The organism is Plastoroseomonas hellenica, assembly GCF_018129085.1.
Taxonomy (GTDB): domain Bacteria; phylum Pseudomonadota; class Alphaproteobacteria; order Acetobacterales; family Acetobacteraceae; genus Plastoroseomonas; species Plastoroseomonas hellenica.
Map to the genome: position 1 here is coordinate 45,156 of NZ_JAAGBB010000037.1, position 18,767 is coordinate 63,922.

Below are 18,767 nucleotides of genomic sequence, written 5' to 3' on the forward strand. Positions count from 1 at the left end.
ACGCCCCATGTCCCGCCGCATGCGCCTCGTCGCCTACCTAAAGACAGGCCCGACCGCCAATCACGGCGGCGGATGGCGCCACCCGGCCGCCAGGCTTGACGACATCTTCAACCCGGAGAGGTACGAGGACGTGGCGCGGCTGCTGGAGGCCGCCCGCTTCGACGCGGCCTTCTTCGCCGACACGGTGGGCGTGCCGGACATCCACAAGGGCGCCTTCGACACCTATCTCGGGCTCGGCGGCCAGATCAGTTACCTGGAGCCGCTCGCGGTGCTGCCCTTCATGATGCGGGTGACCAAGCATCTCGGCCTCGGCACCACCCTGTCGACCACCTTCTACCAACCCTATCACCTGGCCCGAATTCTGGGCTCGATGGATCTGCTCAGCGGCGGCCGCATGTGCTGGAACATCGTCACCTCCGCCACGGATTTCGAGGCGCGCAACTTCGGCAGCGAGCGCCTGCCGCCGAAGGAGGAGCGCTATGACCAGGCCGACGAGGTGGTGGAGGCCTGCCTGGCCCTCTGGCACGGCTGGGATGCCGACGCGATGGTGATGGACAAGGCATCCGGCCAGTTCGTCAATACCAGCAAGGTCCGCTACGCCGACTACAAGGGGAAGTATGTCAGCACCAAGGGCCCGCTCGGGGTGCCGCGCAGCCCGCAGGACCATCCGGTGTTCATGCAGGCCGGCTCCTCGCCGCGCGGTCGCGAATTCGCCGCGCGCTGGGCGGAGCTGATCTTCAGCACCCCCGCCTTCAAGGACAATTCCCAGGCCTACTACGCCGACATCAAGCAGCGCGTCGCCAAGGCGGGACGCGACCCGGAGAACTGCGCCATCCTGCCCTCCCTCGGCGTGGTGGTGGGCGAGACCGAGAGCATCGCGAAGGAAAAGCTGGACTACCTGCACAGCCTGCTGAACCCGGAGTTGCAGCAGGCCTCGATCTCCAACACCGTCGGCCTCGACCTCAGCAAGCCGCTGCCGGATGACGACACCTCTTCCGCGCGCGGCATCCAGGGCTCACTCGATCGCGTTGTGCTGAAGGCGAAGCGCGAAGGCGTCAGCCTCCAGGAGGCCGCGAAGAAACCGCGCAGCCTGATGGTCGGCACGCCGGACAGCATCGCCGACCAGATGGAGGACTGGTTCCGGGACCGCGCCTGCGACGGCTTCGTGCTCTGGCCCACCACCAGCCCCGGCATGTTCGAGGATTTCTGCCGCATGGTCGTGCCGGTGCTGCAGAAGCGTGGGCTCATGCAGAAGGAATACGCCGCCGCCACGCTGCGGGAGAATCTGCGGAGATAACGGGAGCGGCGCGTCAGAGCGGGCGGATGTTTCGCTCCACATAGCGGGCACCGCGGCCGATGATGATGCTGTAGACCAGGAACAGCAGGCCTGCCGCCGTCAGCGGCTCGACATAGCGGAAGCTGTCCGAGGCCTTGTCGAAGGCTACGCCCAGCATCTCTGGCACGCCGACCACGGCGAGATACGGCGTCGTCTTCAGCAGCGATATCATGTAGTTCGCAGTCGGTGCCGCGACGAAGCGCAGCATCTGCGGCAGCACGATGAGAAAGCTGATCTGTCGCCCCCGCAGGCCGAGCGCGCGCGCCGCCTCCACCTGCCCGCGCGGCACGGCGTCGATCCCCGCGCCGAACACCTCGCCCAGGAAGGCGCCGAAATGCAGGGAGAGGGTGAGGATGCCCACGGTGAGCGCGGACATTGTCAGCCCCCAGACCGGCAGCACATAGTAGAGGAAGTAGAGCTGGACCAGGAAAGGGCTCAGCCGGATCGCCTCGGTGAAGCCAGCACAGAGGATCCGACCCACCGTTCCGCTCCGGCGCCCGAGCGCCAGCGCCATGCCCACGAGGATGGCGCCGACCGAGCCCGCCGCAGCCGCCCCCAGCGTCATCAGCGAGCCTTCCAAAATGGCGGGCCAGAGCGACCAGAAATACTCGAAATCGAAGCCCATCTCAGGCCCGCTGCCTCTGGCCCCGGCGCACCAGGGCGTGGATGGCGAGCGCCATGGGCAGGCAGATGGCGATGTAGACGCCAAGCAGCGCCGAGTAGATCTCGGCCGGCTGGTGCGTCGCCTGCATGACCTCCTTCGCCTTGAAGGTCACGTCGGCGAGGCCAATCAGCGAGACGTTGGCGGAGGTCTTTACGATCTCGATGATCTCGTTGCCGGCGATCGGGATGACCTTGCGCAGCGCCTGGGGCAACTCGATCAAGAAGAGGACGCGGTTCCGCGAGAGGCCCAGGGCGCTGCCGGCCTCCCGCTGGCCCGGGCCGATGGATTCCAGCGCCGCCCGCAGCGCCTGGGAACCATAGGCGCCGATGTTGCAGCCGATCACCAGCGCGCCCACCGCATAGGCGCTTAGGAAGATGTCGAAGGCCGGGCCCACGTAGAAGAAGAAGAACAGCAGGATGATGACGGAGGAGCTGCGCCAGAAATCGATGAAGATGGTCAGCAGCAGGCGCGGAAAGCCGCGCAGCCGGTATTCCAGCACGCCGAAGACCAGCGCGAAGGGGAAGACCACCAGCGCCGACAGCGCCGTCACCGCCATGGTGACGCTGATTCCCTGCAGCAGCCAGAGCAGGATCGCGGTGAAGCTCATTGCCGGTGGGTCAGCCTTCTGTGCAGAGCCGCTCGGTGGAGATGTCCCGCGGCACGTCGCTCTCGGAGAAGCCATAGCGGCCGAGGATGGTGGCGAGCGTGCCGTCCGCGGTCAGCGCCGCGATGCCCTCGTCGAAGACGCGCTTCAGCTCGGTGTCCGGGCGGCGAAAGGCGAAGGCCGCAAAGCCCAGCTTCTCCTCGCCATTGGGCATGATGTAGCCAGTGAAGGGCACCGCGCGCTGCAGGCCGCGGATGTTCGAATCCTGCAGCATGGCGAGCGCCAGGCCGAGCGAGAAGGAGCCGGCATCGAGGCGGCCGGCCATCAGCGCGCTGATCACGCCTTGCGAATCCGGCAGCAGCAGTTGCCGCCCGGCGGGCACGCCCGCGAGCTCGGCGTTCTGGGCGTTGATGCTGCCGCGCACGGTGCCCAGGCGCAGGTTGGGGTTGTCCACGAAGTCGCGGTAGCTGCGGATGTTGAGCGGGTTGCCCTCGCGCACGAGGATGCCGTCGGAGACGCGCAGATAGGGGCTGCTGAAGGCGACCAGCCGGCAGCGCTGCGGGGTGATGTAGAGGCCGCCATTGCTCATGTCGAAGCGGCGGGCCTGCAAACCGGGGATGATGCCGTTGAACTCGACCGGCGCCGTCTCGATCGTGGCCACGCCATGGCGCGCGAAGACGGCGCGCATGATGTCGGGTTCGATGCCGGCATGGTTGCCGCCTTGGTCGCGGAAGGACCAGGGGCGGTTGTTCACGAAGCCGACCGTCACGCTCTTGCTGGAGCGGATGCGGTCCCAGGTGGCATCAGCGCGCGCGGGGCGCGTGGAGAGGATCGCCGCCGCAGAAAGCGACATGCCAAGCGCGCGCCGCGACAGGGGAGCCGCCATGAGGGTACGGGCAGGCTGCGACGTCATGGCGGAATCCCCGGATGGATGGGCTCAACCGGCCCAGGCGGGGCACCGATTGAAGAGGCGTTCATTATTTTGCACGCCCCCCCTACCGTCAAGCGTTCCTATGTCATAAGGAGCAGCGAAATCATGCGGCACCCGGAGGAAGGGTCTTTGGAAACAGCCATGACGGCGCCCGGCCGCCTGTCCAACCTGATCGGCGCGCGGGTGCGCTCCCTGCGGATGGCGCGCGGGATGAGCGTCAATGCGCTTGCCGCCGCCGCGGGCGTATCGGCCGGGATCGTCAGCCAGATCGAGCGTGATCGGGCCAATCCCTCGCTCAACACCATCGAGAAGATCTGCGCGGCGCTCGGCGTGGCGACGGACGCGATCCTGGCGACGGAGCCCACGGCCAACGACCCGGCCTTTGTCGCACGGGCCGGCAGCCATCAGCGGATCCTGGTGGGCACCGCGCCGATCTTGAAGGAGATGCTCTCGCCGCCCGGCAACCGCAGCCTGCGGATGATGCACATCGCACTGCCGCCGAGATCGGAGAATCTCGATGTCGTCACGGGGGTCGGCCAGAAGGCCGGCTGGGTCATGGAGGGCGAGATCCGCATCGTGGTGGATGGGCAGCCTGCGCGGCTGCTGCCCGGCGACAGCTTCCAGTTCAGCAGCATGCTGGCGCACAGCCTCCACAATGACGGCGACGCGCCGGCCAAGGTGTTCTGGATCATCGTCGAAGGCATTGTGGACGGGGCCTTCTGACTGGTTGATCGAAGCGGCTCGGATTTGGGTTTTCGGGATTGCAAGCAGTCCGGCAGCTTTCCGCCGATTCTGTTGAAAAGGGCCATTGAGGCTGGGCTGGGGTCCTGATTCACTGCCGCCCGCCAAGCCGAAGTGACGGCCGCCAAGCGAAGGATCGAGCGCGCCGCAGACAGTTTGGGGCTATGGCCGTGCAAGATCATTGCCAACACCAGCTATGGCTCGGCTGAGATGCTCGGCTGGCTGGTGCATGGACGAGGCATCGAGCCGCATTCCCCTGTGTTCGACAAGTCACGCCGGCAAGATGGCACCTTCTCGCGCGCCGACTTTGTCTGTGACCGACAAAGCCCGGGCTTCAGGGCATCGAGCCGCACTCATCCGCTTCGATTCTGCGGCGCATTCCCGCTATCGGGATCTTTCGCGAGCTCACGGCGGCCGCTTGCAGACCGTCTCCGCCGCTCCGTTTCATGGCAGGAGGCTGGAGGTCGCGGCGAATCTGCGCGGCCAGGGCGTGACCCACGGAGCGACGATCTGGGTCAGGGTAGACGGCAGGTCATCGAGATGGACCGCGATCAAACGAAAGCATCGGCTGGTCCGCATAGCTGAAGAAAGCTGCGCTGGACCGGCAGCGACGCAGGGCCATTTTGTTACGAATAAGAATTTTCACTGTCGGGCCGATAGGTCACTTCGTCTTATCTTTTGAGAGCGGAGATCGACTGCATGCCGTGGTGTCGCGCTCAGGTCACGAGGAAGAGTGAGCGCGCAAAGGAGAGTTGGGTCGGCAGCCGGTATGAGGGGTCGCCAAGGGGTACCGCTGACGGTGGTGGTCATTGATTGCGTCGTGACGGAAGTGCCGGACTGGGCGCAGAGCGGCGGGGCACCGACCCAGACGCAGGCGAGGAGCTGGCGCCCGAGAGACACTTCTTCTGCAAAGGGACGCTCCGACCTCCTTCACCTTCGCCCCGCGTCGAACCTCTGGTCAGGCCTCTCGCCTCCGGTCAATCTCGTCCCGCTCTCCCGTGGTGCCAGTAAGCGGCGACCCGATACTGCGCCCGCTCAAGACCGATGACGCGAAGCTCCTTCCGGATCTGGTCCGCGGCGGCGCGTTCACAGGCCGCCCAGACGAAGCGGTCGTCATGTGCTGGCCAGGCAATCTCAGCGAGAGCTGCGTGCAGCCCACTATCGGGGCCATTTCGCTCCCCTCCGCGGTGCAGCCACCTCAGGGCGAATCCTGCGGGTACGGTCAGGGGCACCTCGCTCGCTGGCCCATCCACTTCGATGATCGCGATGCCCGCGGCATGCGGCGGCATGGCCTCCAGCATGCGAGCAATCGCCGGAAGTGCGGTTTCGTCGCCCATGAGCAGCATCCAGCGCGCTGTCGGCATTCCGCCACCACCGGGACCGGATATGCCGCAGAAGTCGCCTGGCTGCGCCCGCTCGGCGAAGCGAGCGCCGGGGCCACCATGGGTGTGAAGAACGAAATCGATCTCGATGACGCCCTTCTGCGCATCGATGCTGCGGATCGTGTAGGCGCGCTGGGCGGGGCGGTGAGGCGGATCGGGCCAGATCAGGCGGCCATCCGCGGCGAGCCGCGGCCAGGCTGGCCGCGCCGATCCGGGCGGCGGGACGTAGAGCTTTACATGCAGATCATCCAGGCTCGCGAAGCGCCCGAGATCCTGCCCCGACAAGGTCAGGCGCCGCATGCGGAGGGCGATGTCCTCGACCGCCAGCACCCGCAGCTCGCGGAAATCCGCCTGCATCTCGCCGGACGGCAGCCCGTCCCAGCGGATATCGGGACGCTCGTCGTCGGCGAATTCCAGGACATGGGATGCGATGGCCGCGCGGATCCGCTCCAGGCCAGCGAGCTCCTGGGCGGTCGCACGAAAGCGCAGGCCGCCCTCCTCCACCCGCATCACGCCATGACCAAAGCGCAGGCTGGTGACGAAGGCATCGCCCTGCCGCTCGAAGATCACGCCATGCTCGGCCAGGTGGTCGATCAATTGCGCCGCGACGGTGGCGGGATCGCGCAAGGGGATCAGCGTCTCGGAGGTGAATTCCGCCATCACGCAGCGACCTTTGTCGATGTCAGCGCCGGGCAGGTCGATGCACCCTCCGGGCTGCGCAGTTGGTGATCGTCCCCGAACCGCCTCAAGGCATCCACTCTAGGGAACGTAGGCTATGGGTTCCCCGGACTGGGGATGCGGCATGATGCCGAGCGACAGGCCATAGATCGCCTGCAACCGCTCGGGTGCCATGATGTCTCCCGGGCTCCCTCGCATCAGCAGATGGCCGCCCTTCAGGGCGAGAATCTCGTCGCAGGTGCGCGCGGCCATGTTGATGTCGTGCAGCACCACGATCACGCTGAGCGACCGCTCACGGCTCAGCCGCCGGATGAGGGCGAGGACCTCCACCTGATGCGCGATGTCCAACGCCGATATAGGTTCATCGAGCAGCAAGCAGGTTGCGTCCTGCGCCACCAGCATGGCGAGCCAGACGCGTTGCCGCTCGCCGCCGGAGAGCGTCTCCACCTGGCGTTCGGCGAAGCCTTCCACCTCCGTCAGTGCCATGGCCTCGGCGACCTTGCGGCGGTCCTCGGCGCCAAATCGTCCGAGCGCCCCGTGCCATGGGTAACGGCCGAGCGCCACGAGCTCTCGCACGAGCATGCCGTCAGTGGGAGGCGTGTCCTGCGGCAGATACGCGACAGCCCTCGCGAGGGCACGATGCCCCCAACTGTGCAGTGGCCGTCCTCGGAAGCTGATGCCCCCGCTGGAAGGCGGTTGCTGCCGGGCCAGGAGTTTGAGCAGCGTGGACTTTCCCGATCCATTGTGCCCGATCAGCCCAATAACCCGGCCTTCGGGAATCTCGAGGCGCAGCGGCTGCAGCAGCGTCGCGGCACCCACACGAAAGGTGGCGTCTTCAAGGGTGAAGAGCGACGCAACCTCGAGCGCGCTGCTGCGCGAAGGCGTCATGGTGCGGGATCCTTGGCGACGGCGACCTCTTCCGCCTGAACTCGCCCGGCGTCCAGGCGCACGACGCGGTCGGCGATGTCGAAGTAGCGGTCGTCATGTGAAATGACGATCAGGGTTCTGCCCTGGCTTCGCAGCTCGGGCAGCAGCTCGGTATAGAAGATACGCCGGAAGGTGGGGTCCTGGTCGGCCGCCCATTCGTCAAACACCACGATCGGCCGGCGCTCCAGATAGGCCTGCACCAGCGCCAGCCGCTTGCGCTGGCCGGTCGACAGATCGGTGGTCGAGAAGGCGCCGTTCTCCACCGTCACCTTATGCGCAATCTCCAGCCTTTCCAGATACGGCCCCGCCCTCTCGGCCAGGCCATCGGCATCCTCGGCCAACTCCTCGAAGAGGTGGTAGTCGGCGAAGACCGTCGTGAACAATTGTCGGTAGTCGTCGCGGTCGAGATCCGTCACCGGCCGCCCGTCGAGGAGCACCTCTCCCTCGGTCGGCACATAGAGGCCCAGCAGCAGCTTGATCAGCGTCGTCTTGCCCGAGCCGTTGTCGCCGACGATGAAGACGATCTCGCCGCGACGGATGGTCAGGTCGATCGGCCCCAGCGTGAAGGGCGTGCTGCCCTTGCTCGCGGGGTAGGCGTAGCGCAGGCCGCGCAGCGCCAGGCTGTCGATCTGGCGATCCGGCGGCACCGGCCGGTCCGTGGTGACCCCCGGCTCGGGGGTGACGAAGCCTGCCGAGAGCTCGGCGATCCGACCGAAGGCGATCTGCGCCCGCCCCAGCGACGGGATCGCGGCGATGATCTGGTCCATCGGCCCCTTCACGAAGAGCAACACCAGCACAAAGCCGCTGAGCACCGCCTGGTCCGGTGCGGGGAAGAGGAGCTGCCAGGCCAGCAGCAGGCCGATTACCAGGAACAGCAGGGCCGAGCCGACGGTATTGGCCAGCACGAAATTGCGGATGGCGCCTTCATTGATCGCGCGGATGCGGTCGATCGTCGCCTCGATCTGCCCGCCGAAGACCATCGCACGGCGGCGGCGGTTGATGCGCAGCTCCTTGGCACCTTCCGAGATGGCACGATAGGCTTTGTGCAGCGTGTCCTCGCTGTCGCGCGCGGCGCGGAAGCCCCGGATCGCGCGCGCCCGTGCGCGATATTGGATGATGCTGCCGAGGCCGAGCGAGACGAGCAGCAGCAGGAACATCGGCAGCGACAGCCAGGCGAGGTAGATGAAGCATCCCAGCGTCACGGCGCTGGCGATCAGCAGCGATGCCAGCAGAAAGGCGATGTCGGAGATCATGTCGACATCTTTGGTCAGCACCGGCAGCAGGCGGTGGGAGCGGTAGCGCTCCAGCGCCGCGATCGGTGCCTCCAGGATCTTGCGGCCGAGCGCCGTGCGAACCTGCGCGACCAGCCGCTGGCCGACACGGTTGGTCAGGATGTCGGACACCGCCCGACCGACCAGCGTCATGGCGCAGAGCCCGAGAAAGGCGCCGAACAGACCGCTGGCCAGCCCCTCGGGCTGGTTGAGCGCGCGGTTGACGGTCGCCAGCAGCGCGACGGTGGCGAGGCCGGCGGCCGCGCCGCAGGCGGCGGCGAGCAGGATCAGGCGACGGAATGGCCGCAGCAGCCGCATGCCTTCCTGCAACAGGACGCGGCGGCTCATCGGCGGACCAGCAGCCAGAGCAGCGCCGGCCCGCCGATCGCCGTCGCCAGCAATCCCGCGGCGATCTGGAAGGGGAAGGCCGCATTGCGGCCGACCCAATCCGCCAGCACCAGGATGATGGCGCCCAGCAGAGCGGCGCCAAGCATCTGGTGCAGGGCACGCCCCAGCCCGACCATCCGGGCGATCTGCGGGGCGAGCAGGCCGACGAAGCTCAGCGGCCCGACCACCAGCGTGGCGACGGAGGTCATGGCCGCGGTCAGCAGCAGCAGGCAGAGCCGCGCCAACGTCAGCGGCAAGCCCAGCACCCGCGCCGCGGTGGGGCCCAGCGGCAGGATGTCCAGCCAGCGCGCCAGGACTGGGACCAGCAGCAGGCTGATGGCCGCGAGGATGAAGAGCACCGTGCCCTCACTGGCTGAGACCGCGTAGGTCGAGCCCGCCATCCAGGTGAGCAGCGCCACAGCCCGGGGATCGCCGCTCGCCATCACCAGCCCGGTCATGGTGCCGAGCAGCGCTGTCAGCGCAATGCCGGCCAGGATCAGTCGGTTCGGTGCGAAGCCGGATTTGCGGCCGAGCGCCAGCATGATCGCGAGGACCACGAAGGCGCCCGCCGCGCCGGCGGCCATCTGCGTCCAACGCGTCGTCCCGGTGACGGTGAAGATCAGGGCGATCACCCCGAGCGCCGCGCCGGATGTGATGCCGAGCACTTCCGGGGCCGCCATCGGATTGCCGGTCATGCGTTGCATCAGCGTCCCCGCCTGCGCGAGCAGCAGGCCGCAGGCCAGCGCTGCGGCGACGCGCGGGGCACGCCAGGCCAGCAAGGCCTCGAATGCCGGGCCGCTGGCCCAGTGCCAGCCCTCGGCATCCTGGCCGATCGCGAGGGCCAGCCAAACCAAGGTGAGCAGTAGGAGCAGGAGCCCCAGGAGCAAGAGCCAGGGCCGCCCATGCCGGCCGGGTACCTGCGGCCGGGCAAGAATTGGGGTAGGGCTGGCCGGGAGGCGCGGCAGCAGCCAGATCAGCAGCGGCGCGCCCAGGAACCCCACCATCGCGCCGGTCGATAGGCTGCGATAACCGGTCGGGATCAGCAGCACGACCTGGTCGGTCAGCCAGAGCAGGCCTGCCCCGAGCAGCGGCCCCCAGAGCAGCCGCGACTTGAAGCTGCGCAGCCCGAGCAGCCGCGCCAACGCCGGGGTGGCGAGACCAAGGAAACTGATCAGCCCGACCGCGCTGACCACCGAGGCGGCGAGCAGCACCGCGACCCCCAGCCCGGCCAGGCGGGTGATCGCCACCCGCGCGCCAAGGCTGGCCGCGACCTCCTCGTCCAGTTCCAGCAAGCGCAATGGGCGGAGCAGCAGCCACGCGAGCAGCGTGGCCGCGGCGAGGCGGGTGAGGAGCAGTTGTGCGCTGTCCCAGCCGCGCTGATCCAGCGTACCGGCGCCCCAAATGAACAGGCCGAGCAGCATGTCGTGATGGAACTGCACCAGCACGGCGCTCAATGCGCCGCAGGCCAGGCTGACCACCATGCCGGCGAGGATCACTTGCAGCGGCGCGAAACCCTGCCGCCAGGACAAGGCCAGCACCAGCACGAGCGCCGCCACGCCTCCCGCGAAGGCAACGGGTTCGCGGCCCAGGACGAGCAGGCCCGGCAGGAAAAGCGTCGCGCCCGTGAGGGCCAGCGAGGCCCCGGCCGAAACCCCGAGGGTCGCGGGTTCCGCCATCGGGTTGCGCAGCACCTGCTGCAGCAGGATCCCCGCCAGCGCCAAGGCGGCGCCGGCCAGGATCGCCACCGCCGATCTCGGCAACATGGCGTAGTGCACGACGACCTGCCGCAGATCTTCTTCGACCGGCGCGAAGGCCGCCTGCCACCAGAGCGCCGGGGGCAGCCTGCCGGCGAGCTCCCGCCAGGCGAGCAGGGCTGCGGCCAACAACAAGGCGCCGATGATCCAGCCGACCCGGCTGGCCGAACGCGGCCCGACGAGTGGCGGCCCGGACAATCGCAACTCAGACACTGGTGATGTCCAGATGCTGCATCAGCAGCTGCGCAAGCCGCGTGGCGGAGGGGACGCCGCCATAGAACAGGGTCGCCGGCAACACCGTTACGCGCCCTTCGCGGACAAAAGGGAGGTGCCGGAGGATCGGGTCTCCGGCCAAATCCTGCCAGTCCCGCCCCTGCCGCCCGGTGAGGATGAGCCTGGCGTCCGGCGCCGCGGCCAACTCATCGAGCGACACGAGCGCATGGCCGAAAGCGCTGGTCGGCCCGGTCCAGGCATTGCGCAAGCCGATCGCGTCCAGCACCGACTGGAAGAGGCTGCCGCCGCCCAGCATCAGCATGCGCTGCTGCAGGACCTCGGCCACCAGGAAGACATGTCGCCCGCTGATCGGCCGCAGCTGGTCGCGTGCCCGAGCCAATGTGGCGTCCAGCTCGGCCAGGCATGCCTCCCCGGCGGCGTCACGCCCGATAGCGCCGGCGAGCATGCGGAGACCGGTGCGGGCCTGCGGCAGAGCGACGCCCTGCGGCCCGCGCCAGGCATAGAGGCTGACCGGGGCGATCTGGCGCAGCCTTGGCAGGATCCCGCCGGCACTGGCATCGGCCAGGATGAGATCCGGCGCCAGCGCCTGCAACTGCTCCAGATTTGGCTCGAAGCGCAGCCCCAGCTCGAGGGTGGATGACGGCAGCGCCGGTTCGATCACCAGCTGCTCGTAGCGGCGGATCTCGGTGACGCCGAGCGGCGGGACGCCCAGTGCCAGCAGCGCCTGAGCCGCCGGCCAGCCGACCGCAGCGATCCGCTGCGGCGGCCCGGCCGCGAAGGCAGGCGCCACTGCCAGCATCCCCGCCGCGCCCAGGACAGCGCGCCTGGACAGCGCCGCCGGATGCCGGGCCTGACGGTGGTCGCCCGACGTCAAAAGCGATACCGCAGCGCCGCCGTCACCGTCAGCCTCTCGCCGTAGAAGCAGGCATAGGTGCAGCTCGCGACATAGGTGTTGTCGAAGAGATTGCGCACGTTCACCGAGAGGCGCCATTGCTCGTTGAAATCGTAGCGCGCCATCGCGTCCACCACCGTGTAGTCCGGCACCCGCGCCGTGTTGCCGGTGTTGTAGGTGGCGCTGGAATAACGCACGCCGGCGCCGAAGCCAAAGCCGCGCAGCGCGCCTTCGCGGAAGGTGTAGTCGCCCCAGAGCGTCATCTGATGCATCGGGATCGTCGCCGGCACGGTGCCGAGGTCGGCCGCGTTGCTCTTGGTTACCAGCGCATCGGTGTAGGTGTAGGCGGCCATGATGTTGAAGTTGTCGGTGATGGCGAGCTGCGTCTCGAGCTCGACGCCGCGCGAGCGGACCTCCCCCTGCTGCACGAAGAAGCCGGCGAAGACCGGGTCGCTGGTGGTGACGTTGCGCTTGGTCAGCTCGTAGGCCGCGAGGCTGACGAAGCTGCGCCGCCCCGGCGGCTGATAGCGGATGCCGACCTCGTATTGCCGGCCCGTGGTCGGCTTGAAATCCTCGCCCGAACGGCTGGCAAGGCCCGCCGATGTCTGGAAGGAGGTCGAGTAGCTGGCATAGGGCGCGAAGCCGTTGTCGAACAGATAGACGAGCCCGACGCGGCCGGTGAAGGCCCCGTCATCCGGATCGGAGAGGTTGCGGGTCAGCCGGTTGAGCGTCACCGAGGAGACCCAGTCGTAGCGCCCGCCCACCAGCAGCACCAACCGGTCCGCGATACGGATCTGATCCTGCGCGTAGATGCCGGTCTGCTCGACCGTGCTGAACAGATTGGTGGTCGAACCGAGCCGGGCCGCCGGGAAGGCGGTATTGTACTGCGGCGCGAAGAGATCGAGCGAGCTGACCGTCGGCCGCGCCACGCCCCGGATGTCGACCAGCCGCGTGTTCGCGTAGTCGAGGCCCACCAGCAGCGTATGCCGCAGCGGCCCGGTGTCGAAGCGCGCCTCCAGCTGGTTGTCGACCGTGTATTGGGTGGAGGTGGTGCGGCGATTCTCCGCCGAACGGGTCACGCTCCGCTGATTGGCACTGAGCGTCAGGAACTGCAGGTCCCTGATGTCGGAGTTGGCGTAGAGATAGCGGAAGTTCTGCCGGAAGGTGAAGGTATCGTTGAACCGGTGCTCGAACGCATAGCCGAGCGAGAGAGTCTCGGTGACATAGCGATCGAAGCCCGGCTGGCCGATGAAGCGGTCGGTCGGGATCTGCCCGTTCCGGTTGGTCAGGACCGTTCCCTGGAACGGCAGGCCGTAGTTGAAGACCGTGTCGCCCGAGTAGTAGGCGCCCAGCAGGGTCAGGCTGGTATCCGCGTTGGGGCGCCAGGTCAGCGCTGGTGCGATGTAGCGGCGATCGTCATGGATGTGGTCGATCTGCGTGTCGCCGCCGCGCAGCAGGCCGGTCAGGCGATAGGACCAGACGCCCGCGGCATCGATCGGGCCGCCAAGATCGACGGCTATCTGGCGGTTGCCGTAGCTGCCGCCGCTCAGCTCGATCTCGTGCAAAGGCGTCAAGGTCGGACGCTTGCTGATGAGGTTCAGCACGCCACCCGGCTCAGCGCCGCCGTAGAGCACGGAGGCCGGGCCGCGCAGCAGCTCGATCCGCTCAAGCCCATAGGGTTCGGTCAGTCCTTGGGCAAAGTTGTTGGCGCCGTAGCGGAGACCGTCGCGGTAGATGCTGCCGAGCTGCGCCAGGCCCTGGAAGCCGCGAATGGAGAAGCTGTCGTCGCTGGTGTTGAAGCCGCGCGTCGAGACGATGCCCGGCGTATAGGCCAGGGCGTCGCGCATGGTCTGGGCGCGCTGCGCGTCCATCTGATCGCGGGTGATCACCGAAATCGATTGCGGCGTTTCGATCAGGCGCGTGTCGGTCCTGGTCGCGGTTCCACTGACCTCCGGAATATAGCCGGTGACCGGGCTCCAGCCGCGCGGTGTCTGCCCCTCGACATTGATCTCGGGAATCCGCGGAGCGTTCTGCTCAATCGGCGGCGTCGATGCGGCGGGTTGGTTGGGCGCCGCGGGGGCGACCTGGGCCAGCACCGGGCTCAGACAGGCAGGCGCGAGCAATGCCGTCGTGCCCCACAGGACCGCCTGCCATCCCCGAACCCGAGATCTCCCGATGATCCCCGCGCCAGCGCTCATGAGTCCGCCCCCTCGATGCAATTGCGATGCATTATCATCAAATGTGATCAGCCGGAAGAGCGCCGGCCGCTTGTTCGGAGCGGTGTTCAGTACAAAGAACCAGACGTTTCGATATCGACCGGAGAAGCGGCCGGTGTCCCAGGCCCCCCTCGAAATGCGGCAACCAGCCGCACCGCGATGGCGGCAAGGGCATCCCCCGCGGTGTCGACGACATTCCCCATCCGTAGGAACTCGTGAATCATCCCGGGATAGAGCAAGAGTTCGACAGGCACCCCGGCGCATTGCAGCTTTTCGGCATAGGCGCGTCCCTCATCGACCAGCGGGTCGAATTCGGGCAGCACGATCAGCGCCGGCGCGACCCCGGCCAGCGACGGTGCTTCCAGCGGCGCGAAGCGCCAGTCCCTCCGATCCGCATCGCCGCGCAGATACTGGTGGAAGAACCATTGGATGGTGTCCTGTTCGAGCAGGTAGCCCTTGCCGAAGGCCCGGTGCGATGGCGCGTCCTGCCAGGCGCTCAGCCCCGGATAGGCCAGTAGCTGGAGCAGCGGGCGCGGGTGCCGCCCATCATCGCGCGCCGCGATCGCCAGCGCCGCGGCCAGGGTACCGCCGGCGCTGTCGCCGCCGATGGCGATGCGGGCGGCGTCCAGCCCCTCCTCGATCCCATGCCGGCCGATCCAGGCGAGGCTGTCCTCCGCATCCTCGAAGGCGGTCGGGAATTTGTGCTCCGGTGCCAAGCGGTAGGCGACCGACAGCACTGCGCAGCCCGCAGCGGCGGCGAGGCGGCGGCCGAGCGGCTCATGCGATGCCAGGCTGCCGACGACGAAGCCGCCGCCATGCATGTAGAGCAGGACCGGCAGCGGCGATCCCGGCCGCGGCGCGCCGGGGGCATAGAGACGCGCCTCGATCCCGGCACCATCGCGCATCGGCAGCAGCAGCGCGCGCTCGTGCGCCAGCGGCGGCGTCTCCACCTCGAGCAGCAGCGAGGAGGCGTCGAAATCGGCCCGCGCCCGATCGGGCGCGAGATGCTGCAGCGGGACGCGGCTGCCGCTCTCGGTGCCGACCTCCACCATCTCCAGCAGGGCGGCAATATCCGGGTGCGGGCCGGTCATTCCGCCGGATCCGCCGCTTGGCCGACCATCGCTTCGGCCAGCAGAATTCCGCAGATGGCATCGAGCCAGAGCGGGTCGCGCAGGATGGCGAAGTGGTCATCGCCGATCGCGCCCTCTTTATGCGCTTCCGGAAGATGCCATGCCTCGCCGCGGCGTCCGGTCCACCAGCAATGCGGCTTGGCCCGCAGTGCCGGCCAGGGGCCGGCCGCTGCCGCCAGGTCGCTCAGATGGCGCCCGACAATGAAGGCGCGGGCGAGGTCCCCTGCCCCCTGCCCGCCCCCGAAGATCTCCAGGGACGACCGGGCGGCATCGGGCGGGAGCGCGTCGAGGACTGCGGCGATGATGCCCTCGACGGCCATCTCGCTCTCCGGCCGGCCTGCTTCCCTGGCCTTCAGGATCGCCGTTTCCAACCGCGGCCGGGATGCCTCGGGCAGCCGTGGCGCGAGGAGCGCCCGCAGCGCCTCAAGCCAGTCCGGTCGCTTCGCTTCGATGGCGTCCGGGAGCGTGCTGTCGACCAGGGCCAGCAAAGCGACCTGCTGGCCCTCCCGTTCCAGGGCCGCGACGGTCAGTGCCGCGAGCGTGCCGCCGAGCGACCAGCCGAGCAGATGGTACGGCCCCGCCGGCTGGATCTGCCGGATCTCCTGCGCATAGTCAGTCGCCATCGCCGCCAGCGAGGCATCGGTCCAGCGCCGGTCGACCAGCATACGCGATTGCAGCCCGATCACCTGACGGCGTCCCTCCAGACGGCGCGCGAGGGGGATGTAGTCGAAGACCGTGCCCAGGCCGCCATGCAGGCAGAAGACCGGCGGAGCACCGGGAACCGCAGCATTCAGCGGCAGCCGCGCCATGGGTCTGTCGCCCGTGTCAACGCCGGCCAGAAGCGCCCGGATTGTCGGCCTGCGCATCAGGTCGCGCAGCTTGATCTCGACGCCAAGCGCAGGCTCCTGGCGCAGACGGCCGATCACCCGCAGGCTCAGCAGGGAATTGCCGCCGAGTTCGAAGAAATTGTCGGTGACGCCAATGCGCTCCAGCTGCAGCACATCGGCCCAGATGGCAGCGATCCTGGCCTCGGCCTCGGTCGCCGGCGGCACGTGGTCATCGCTGCCCCAGACGGGCTCCGGCAGAGCATGCCGGTCGACCTTGCCGTTGGGCATCATGGGCATCGCCTCCAGCACCATGATGCGGGCGGGAACCATGTAGTCCGGCAGCTGGCGCTTCAGATCGGCCAGGACGGTCTCCACCAGGCGGTCCGCAGGCGCGCCCGGCACCAGCGGCGTGACATAGCCGATCAGGCGGCTGCCTTCCGGCGCGGCCGCGGCGACGACGGCCGCCTGGCGGATGGCGGGATGGGCCAGCAAGCGCGACTGCACCTCACCCAGCTCGATCCGGTAGCCGCGGATCTTCACCTGGTCGTCGAGCCGGCCGAGATACTCGATATTGCCGTCGGCGCCACAGCGGACGAGGTCGCCGGTGCGGTACAGTCGGCCGCCCGGCGTGGCGGCAAAGGGATCCGGGATGAAGCGTTCCGCCGTGAGGCTGGCGCGCCCATGATAGCCGCGGGCCAGGCCGCTGCCGCCGATGTGGAGCTCGCCCGCGACGCCGTCGGGGACGAGGTTGAGATCGGCATCGAGGATATACGCCTGCCGGTCGCCTACCGGCACGCCGATCGGCGCATAGGCGGCAGCGCAATCCGCTGACGCGTCGACCTTCCAGACAAGCGGCGTCACGACGGTCTCGGTCGGGCCATAGCCGTTGATCAGGAGCCGCGGGGCGAGGACGCGGCGGACACGGTCGAAGCCGGCCTGCGGCATCGCCTCGCCGCCGAAGGAGTAGAGGGCGACCGGCGGCGGATTGCCGTGCCGCTCGACCCACTCAGCCAGCTGCATGAGATAGGCCGGCGGCAGGCCGATATGCGTGGCGCGATGCCGGTGCAGCACCGCACAGGTCTGCTCCGGCGTCCAGAGCGTCGCGTCGCGCATCACCAGGCGCGCGCCATGGGTGAGCACGGTCAGCCAGCGCTCATGCGCCCCGTCGAAGGCAAGGGAGAGAAAGTGCAGCTCGCAGGCGTTCTCGTCGATCTCGTAGAGCGCGCCCGTCGCGACGCAATGCATGGCGAGTGGTCCATGCGTCACCGCGACGCCTTTCGGCTGACCGGTCGATCCCGAGGTGTAGATCAGATAGGCGAGATGCTCGCCCGCCAGCATCGGCACCGGCGCCGTCGCCGCCAGTCCCGCGAGATCAAGCCCGGTGTGATCCAGGATCCGCAGGCCCGGCGGAATGTCGATGCCCGCCGGCGGCTCACCGAGCAACAGGCCAATGCCGGCGTCGCTGATGATGAAGGACAGCCGGTCGGCCGGGTATTCCGGGTCGAGCGGTACATAGGCGCCGCCCGCCTTCAGCACCGCCAGCAGCGCGACCATCGTCGCCGCCGTCCGATGCACGATCACGCCGACCAGGATGTCCGGACCGACGCCCTGCGCGATCAGGTGGTGCGCCAGGCGATTGGCGTCAGCGTCCAGCGCGCCATAGGTCAACGCGGTCTCGCCGATGATCAGCGCGATGCCATCAGGGTCGCGCCGCGCATGGCCGGCGATCGCCTCATGCACGAAGGGCCGGTCGGCGCAGGCCACGGCCGCCGCATTGCAGCGGGCGATAGCGCCGCGGTCGCGCGCCGTCTCGGGCCGGATGTCGCCCAGCGACCGGCCGGCATCGGAGGCCAGGCTGTGCAGGAGATGTTCGAACTGCTCCCGGATCTGCTCGGCCTGCGCCGCCGAGAAATGGCTGAGCATATAGGTGTATTCGACCACCAACGTCGTATCGACCAGAACCGAGAGGTCCATCGGGTAGTTCGTCACGTCGATCGTGGTCAGATTGGCGAAGCGCAGCGGCCGCTCCGCGCGCTGCTGCAGCCCGCGATCCGCCGGGTAGTTCTCGAAGACGATGATGCTGTCGAAGAGCGGCTGGCCCGCATAGCCGGCCCAGCCCTGGATATCGTAGAGAGGGGTCTCTTCGAATTCGCGGAGCGCGAGGTTCTGCGCCTGCACGGCGCGCAGCCAGTCGCCGACCGCCGCATCGGGCTCAGGCCGCAGCACCACCGGCAGCGTGTTGATGAAGAGGCCGACCGTCTCCTCCACGCCCGGCAGGGCCGCCGGCCGGCCGGCGACGGTCGCGCCGAAGCTGACCGTCTGCTGTCCGGTGTAGCGCCGCAGCAGCAGCGCCCAGACGCCCTGGATCAGGGTGTTCAGCGTGATGCGCTCACGGCGCGCGAAGGCTCGCAGGCGCTCGGTCTCGGCCTCGTCCAATCGCGTATGGCACATGGCGTGCCCCTCGCCAGCGGGGGCCGCCGCCAGGCTGGTCGCCAGCAGCGTTGGAGCGTCCAGGCCGCGTAGCTGCCCGCGCCAGAATTGCTCCGCGGCCTGGCGATCGCGTGTCTGCAGCCAGGCGATGTAGTCGCGATAGCGAGCCGGCGCCGCCGGCAGCGGCTGACCGTAGTAGGTGCCAAGGATCTCGCCGATCAGCCGCGCCGAGCTCCAGCCATCCGTCAGGATGTGATGCCGCGTCCAGATGAGGTGGTGTCGGTTGTCGTCGAGCCGGATCAGCAGCACCCGTTGCAGCGGCGGCTGCGCCAGGTCGAACCCCGCCGCACGCTCCGCCTCTGC

13 protein-coding genes and 1 pseudogene are annotated in these 18,767 nt (G+C 68.4%); 3 read left to right on the forward strand and 11 right to left on the reverse strand.

All coding sequences use genetic code 11. The features are described 5' to 3' along the window. Nucleotides 1-7 precede the first annotated feature (7 nt). Nucleotides 8-1,297, forward strand: a complete 1,290-nt coding sequence (locus tag GXW71_RS24750) for an NtaA/DmoA family FMN-dependent monooxygenase (protein ID WP_211855370.1) — start codon at nt 8-10, stop codon at nt 1,295-1,297. Nucleotides 1,298-1,310: 13 nt separating this feature from the next. Here the strand turns inward: GXW71_RS24750 and GXW71_RS24755 are convergent, their stop codons facing one another. From GXW71_RS24755 to GXW71_RS24765, 3 genes are read right to left on the reverse strand one after another with little or no spacing between them, the layout of a single operon-like run. After that, complete coding sequence (locus tag GXW71_RS24755) at nt 1,311-1,961, reverse strand: amino acid ABC transporter permease (protein ID WP_211855371.1); 651 nt, start codon at nt 1,959-1,961, stop codon at nt 1,311-1,313. Between the two features lies 1 nt (nt 1,962). Next, nucleotides 1,963-2,607, reverse strand: a complete 645-nt coding sequence (locus GXW71_RS24760; protein ID WP_211855372.1) for an amino acid ABC transporter permease — start codon at nt 2,605-2,607, stop codon at nt 1,963-1,965. A gap of 10 nt (nt 2,608-2,617) precedes the next feature. Next, nucleotides 2,618-3,517 carry a transporter substrate-binding domain-containing protein gene (locus GXW71_RS24765; protein ID WP_211855373.1) on the reverse strand — a complete coding sequence of 300 codons (900 nt, stop codon included), beginning with the start codon at nt 3,515-3,517 and terminating at the stop codon, nt 2,618-2,620. Between the two features lie 18 nt (nt 3,518-3,535). Between GXW71_RS24765 and GXW71_RS24770 the strand changes: the two genes are divergently transcribed. Both GXW71_RS24770 and GXW71_RS34970 read left to right on the forward strand, forming a co-directional pair. Further along, nucleotides 3,536-4,258: a helix-turn-helix domain-containing protein gene (locus GXW71_RS24770; protein ID WP_211855374.1), complete on the forward strand. Its 723-nt coding sequence runs from the start codon at nt 3,536-3,538 to the stop codon at nt 4,256-4,258. Nucleotides 4,259-4,369: 111 nt separating this feature from the next. Then, nucleotides 4,370-4,612: pseudogene (locus GXW71_RS34970) on the forward strand (IS5/IS1182 family transposase); the annotation flags it as partial. Nucleotides 4,613-5,253: 641 nt separating this feature from the next. Here the strand turns inward: GXW71_RS34970 and GXW71_RS24775 are convergent. From GXW71_RS24775 to GXW71_RS24810, 8 genes are all read right to left on the reverse strand, one after another. Next, nucleotides 5,254-6,318 (reverse strand): siderophore-interacting protein, encoded by a 1,065-nt coding sequence (locus tag GXW71_RS24775; protein WP_211855375.1) that lies wholly within the window; start codon nt 6,316-6,318, stop codon nt 5,254-5,256. A gap of 99 nt (nt 6,319-6,417) precedes the next feature. Then, nucleotides 6,418-7,224 carry an ATP-binding cassette domain-containing protein gene (locus GXW71_RS24780; protein WP_211855376.1) on the reverse strand — a complete coding sequence of 269 codons (807 nt, stop codon included), beginning with the start codon at nt 7,222-7,224 and terminating at the stop codon, nt 6,418-6,420. Continuing rightward, nucleotides 7,221-8,882 carry a cyclic peptide export ABC transporter gene (locus GXW71_RS24785; protein WP_211855377.1) on the reverse strand — a complete coding sequence of 554 codons (1,662 nt, stop codon included), beginning with the start codon at nt 8,880-8,882 and terminating at the stop codon, nt 7,221-7,223. Before GXW71_RS24785 ends, GXW71_RS24780 begins: the two co-directional genes overlap by 4 nt. Further along, a complete protein-coding gene (fhuB, locus tag GXW71_RS24790) occupies nt 8,879-10,888 on the reverse strand; it encodes a Fe(3+)-hydroxamate ABC transporter permease FhuB (protein ID WP_367617365.1) in 2,010 nt (669 codons plus the stop codon). Before fhuB ends, GXW71_RS24785 begins: the two co-directional genes overlap by 4 nt. Next, nucleotides 10,881-11,699 (reverse strand): ABC transporter substrate-binding protein, encoded by an 819-nt coding sequence (locus tag GXW71_RS24795; RefSeq protein WP_211855378.1) that lies wholly within the window; start codon nt 11,697-11,699, stop codon nt 10,881-10,883. The genes fhuB and GXW71_RS24795 overlap by 8 nt, the downstream gene beginning before the upstream one ends. Before the next feature lie 80 nt (nt 11,700-11,779). Then, nucleotides 11,780-13,999, reverse strand: coding sequence for a TonB-dependent siderophore receptor (locus GXW71_RS24800; protein WP_211855379.1), 2,220 nt, complete (start codon nt 13,997-13,999; stop codon nt 11,780-11,782). A gap of 86 nt (nt 14,000-14,085) precedes the next feature. Beyond that, nucleotides 14,086-15,108, reverse strand: a complete 1,023-nt coding sequence (locus GXW71_RS24805; RefSeq protein WP_211855380.1) for an alpha/beta hydrolase — start codon at nt 15,106-15,108, stop codon at nt 14,086-14,088. Continuing rightward, nucleotides 15,105-18,767 (reverse strand): non-ribosomal peptide synthetase (locus tag GXW71_RS24810; protein ID WP_211855381.1); only part of this gene is annotated, 3,663 nt, incomplete at its 5' end. The genes GXW71_RS24805 and GXW71_RS24810, both read right to left, overlap by 4 nt.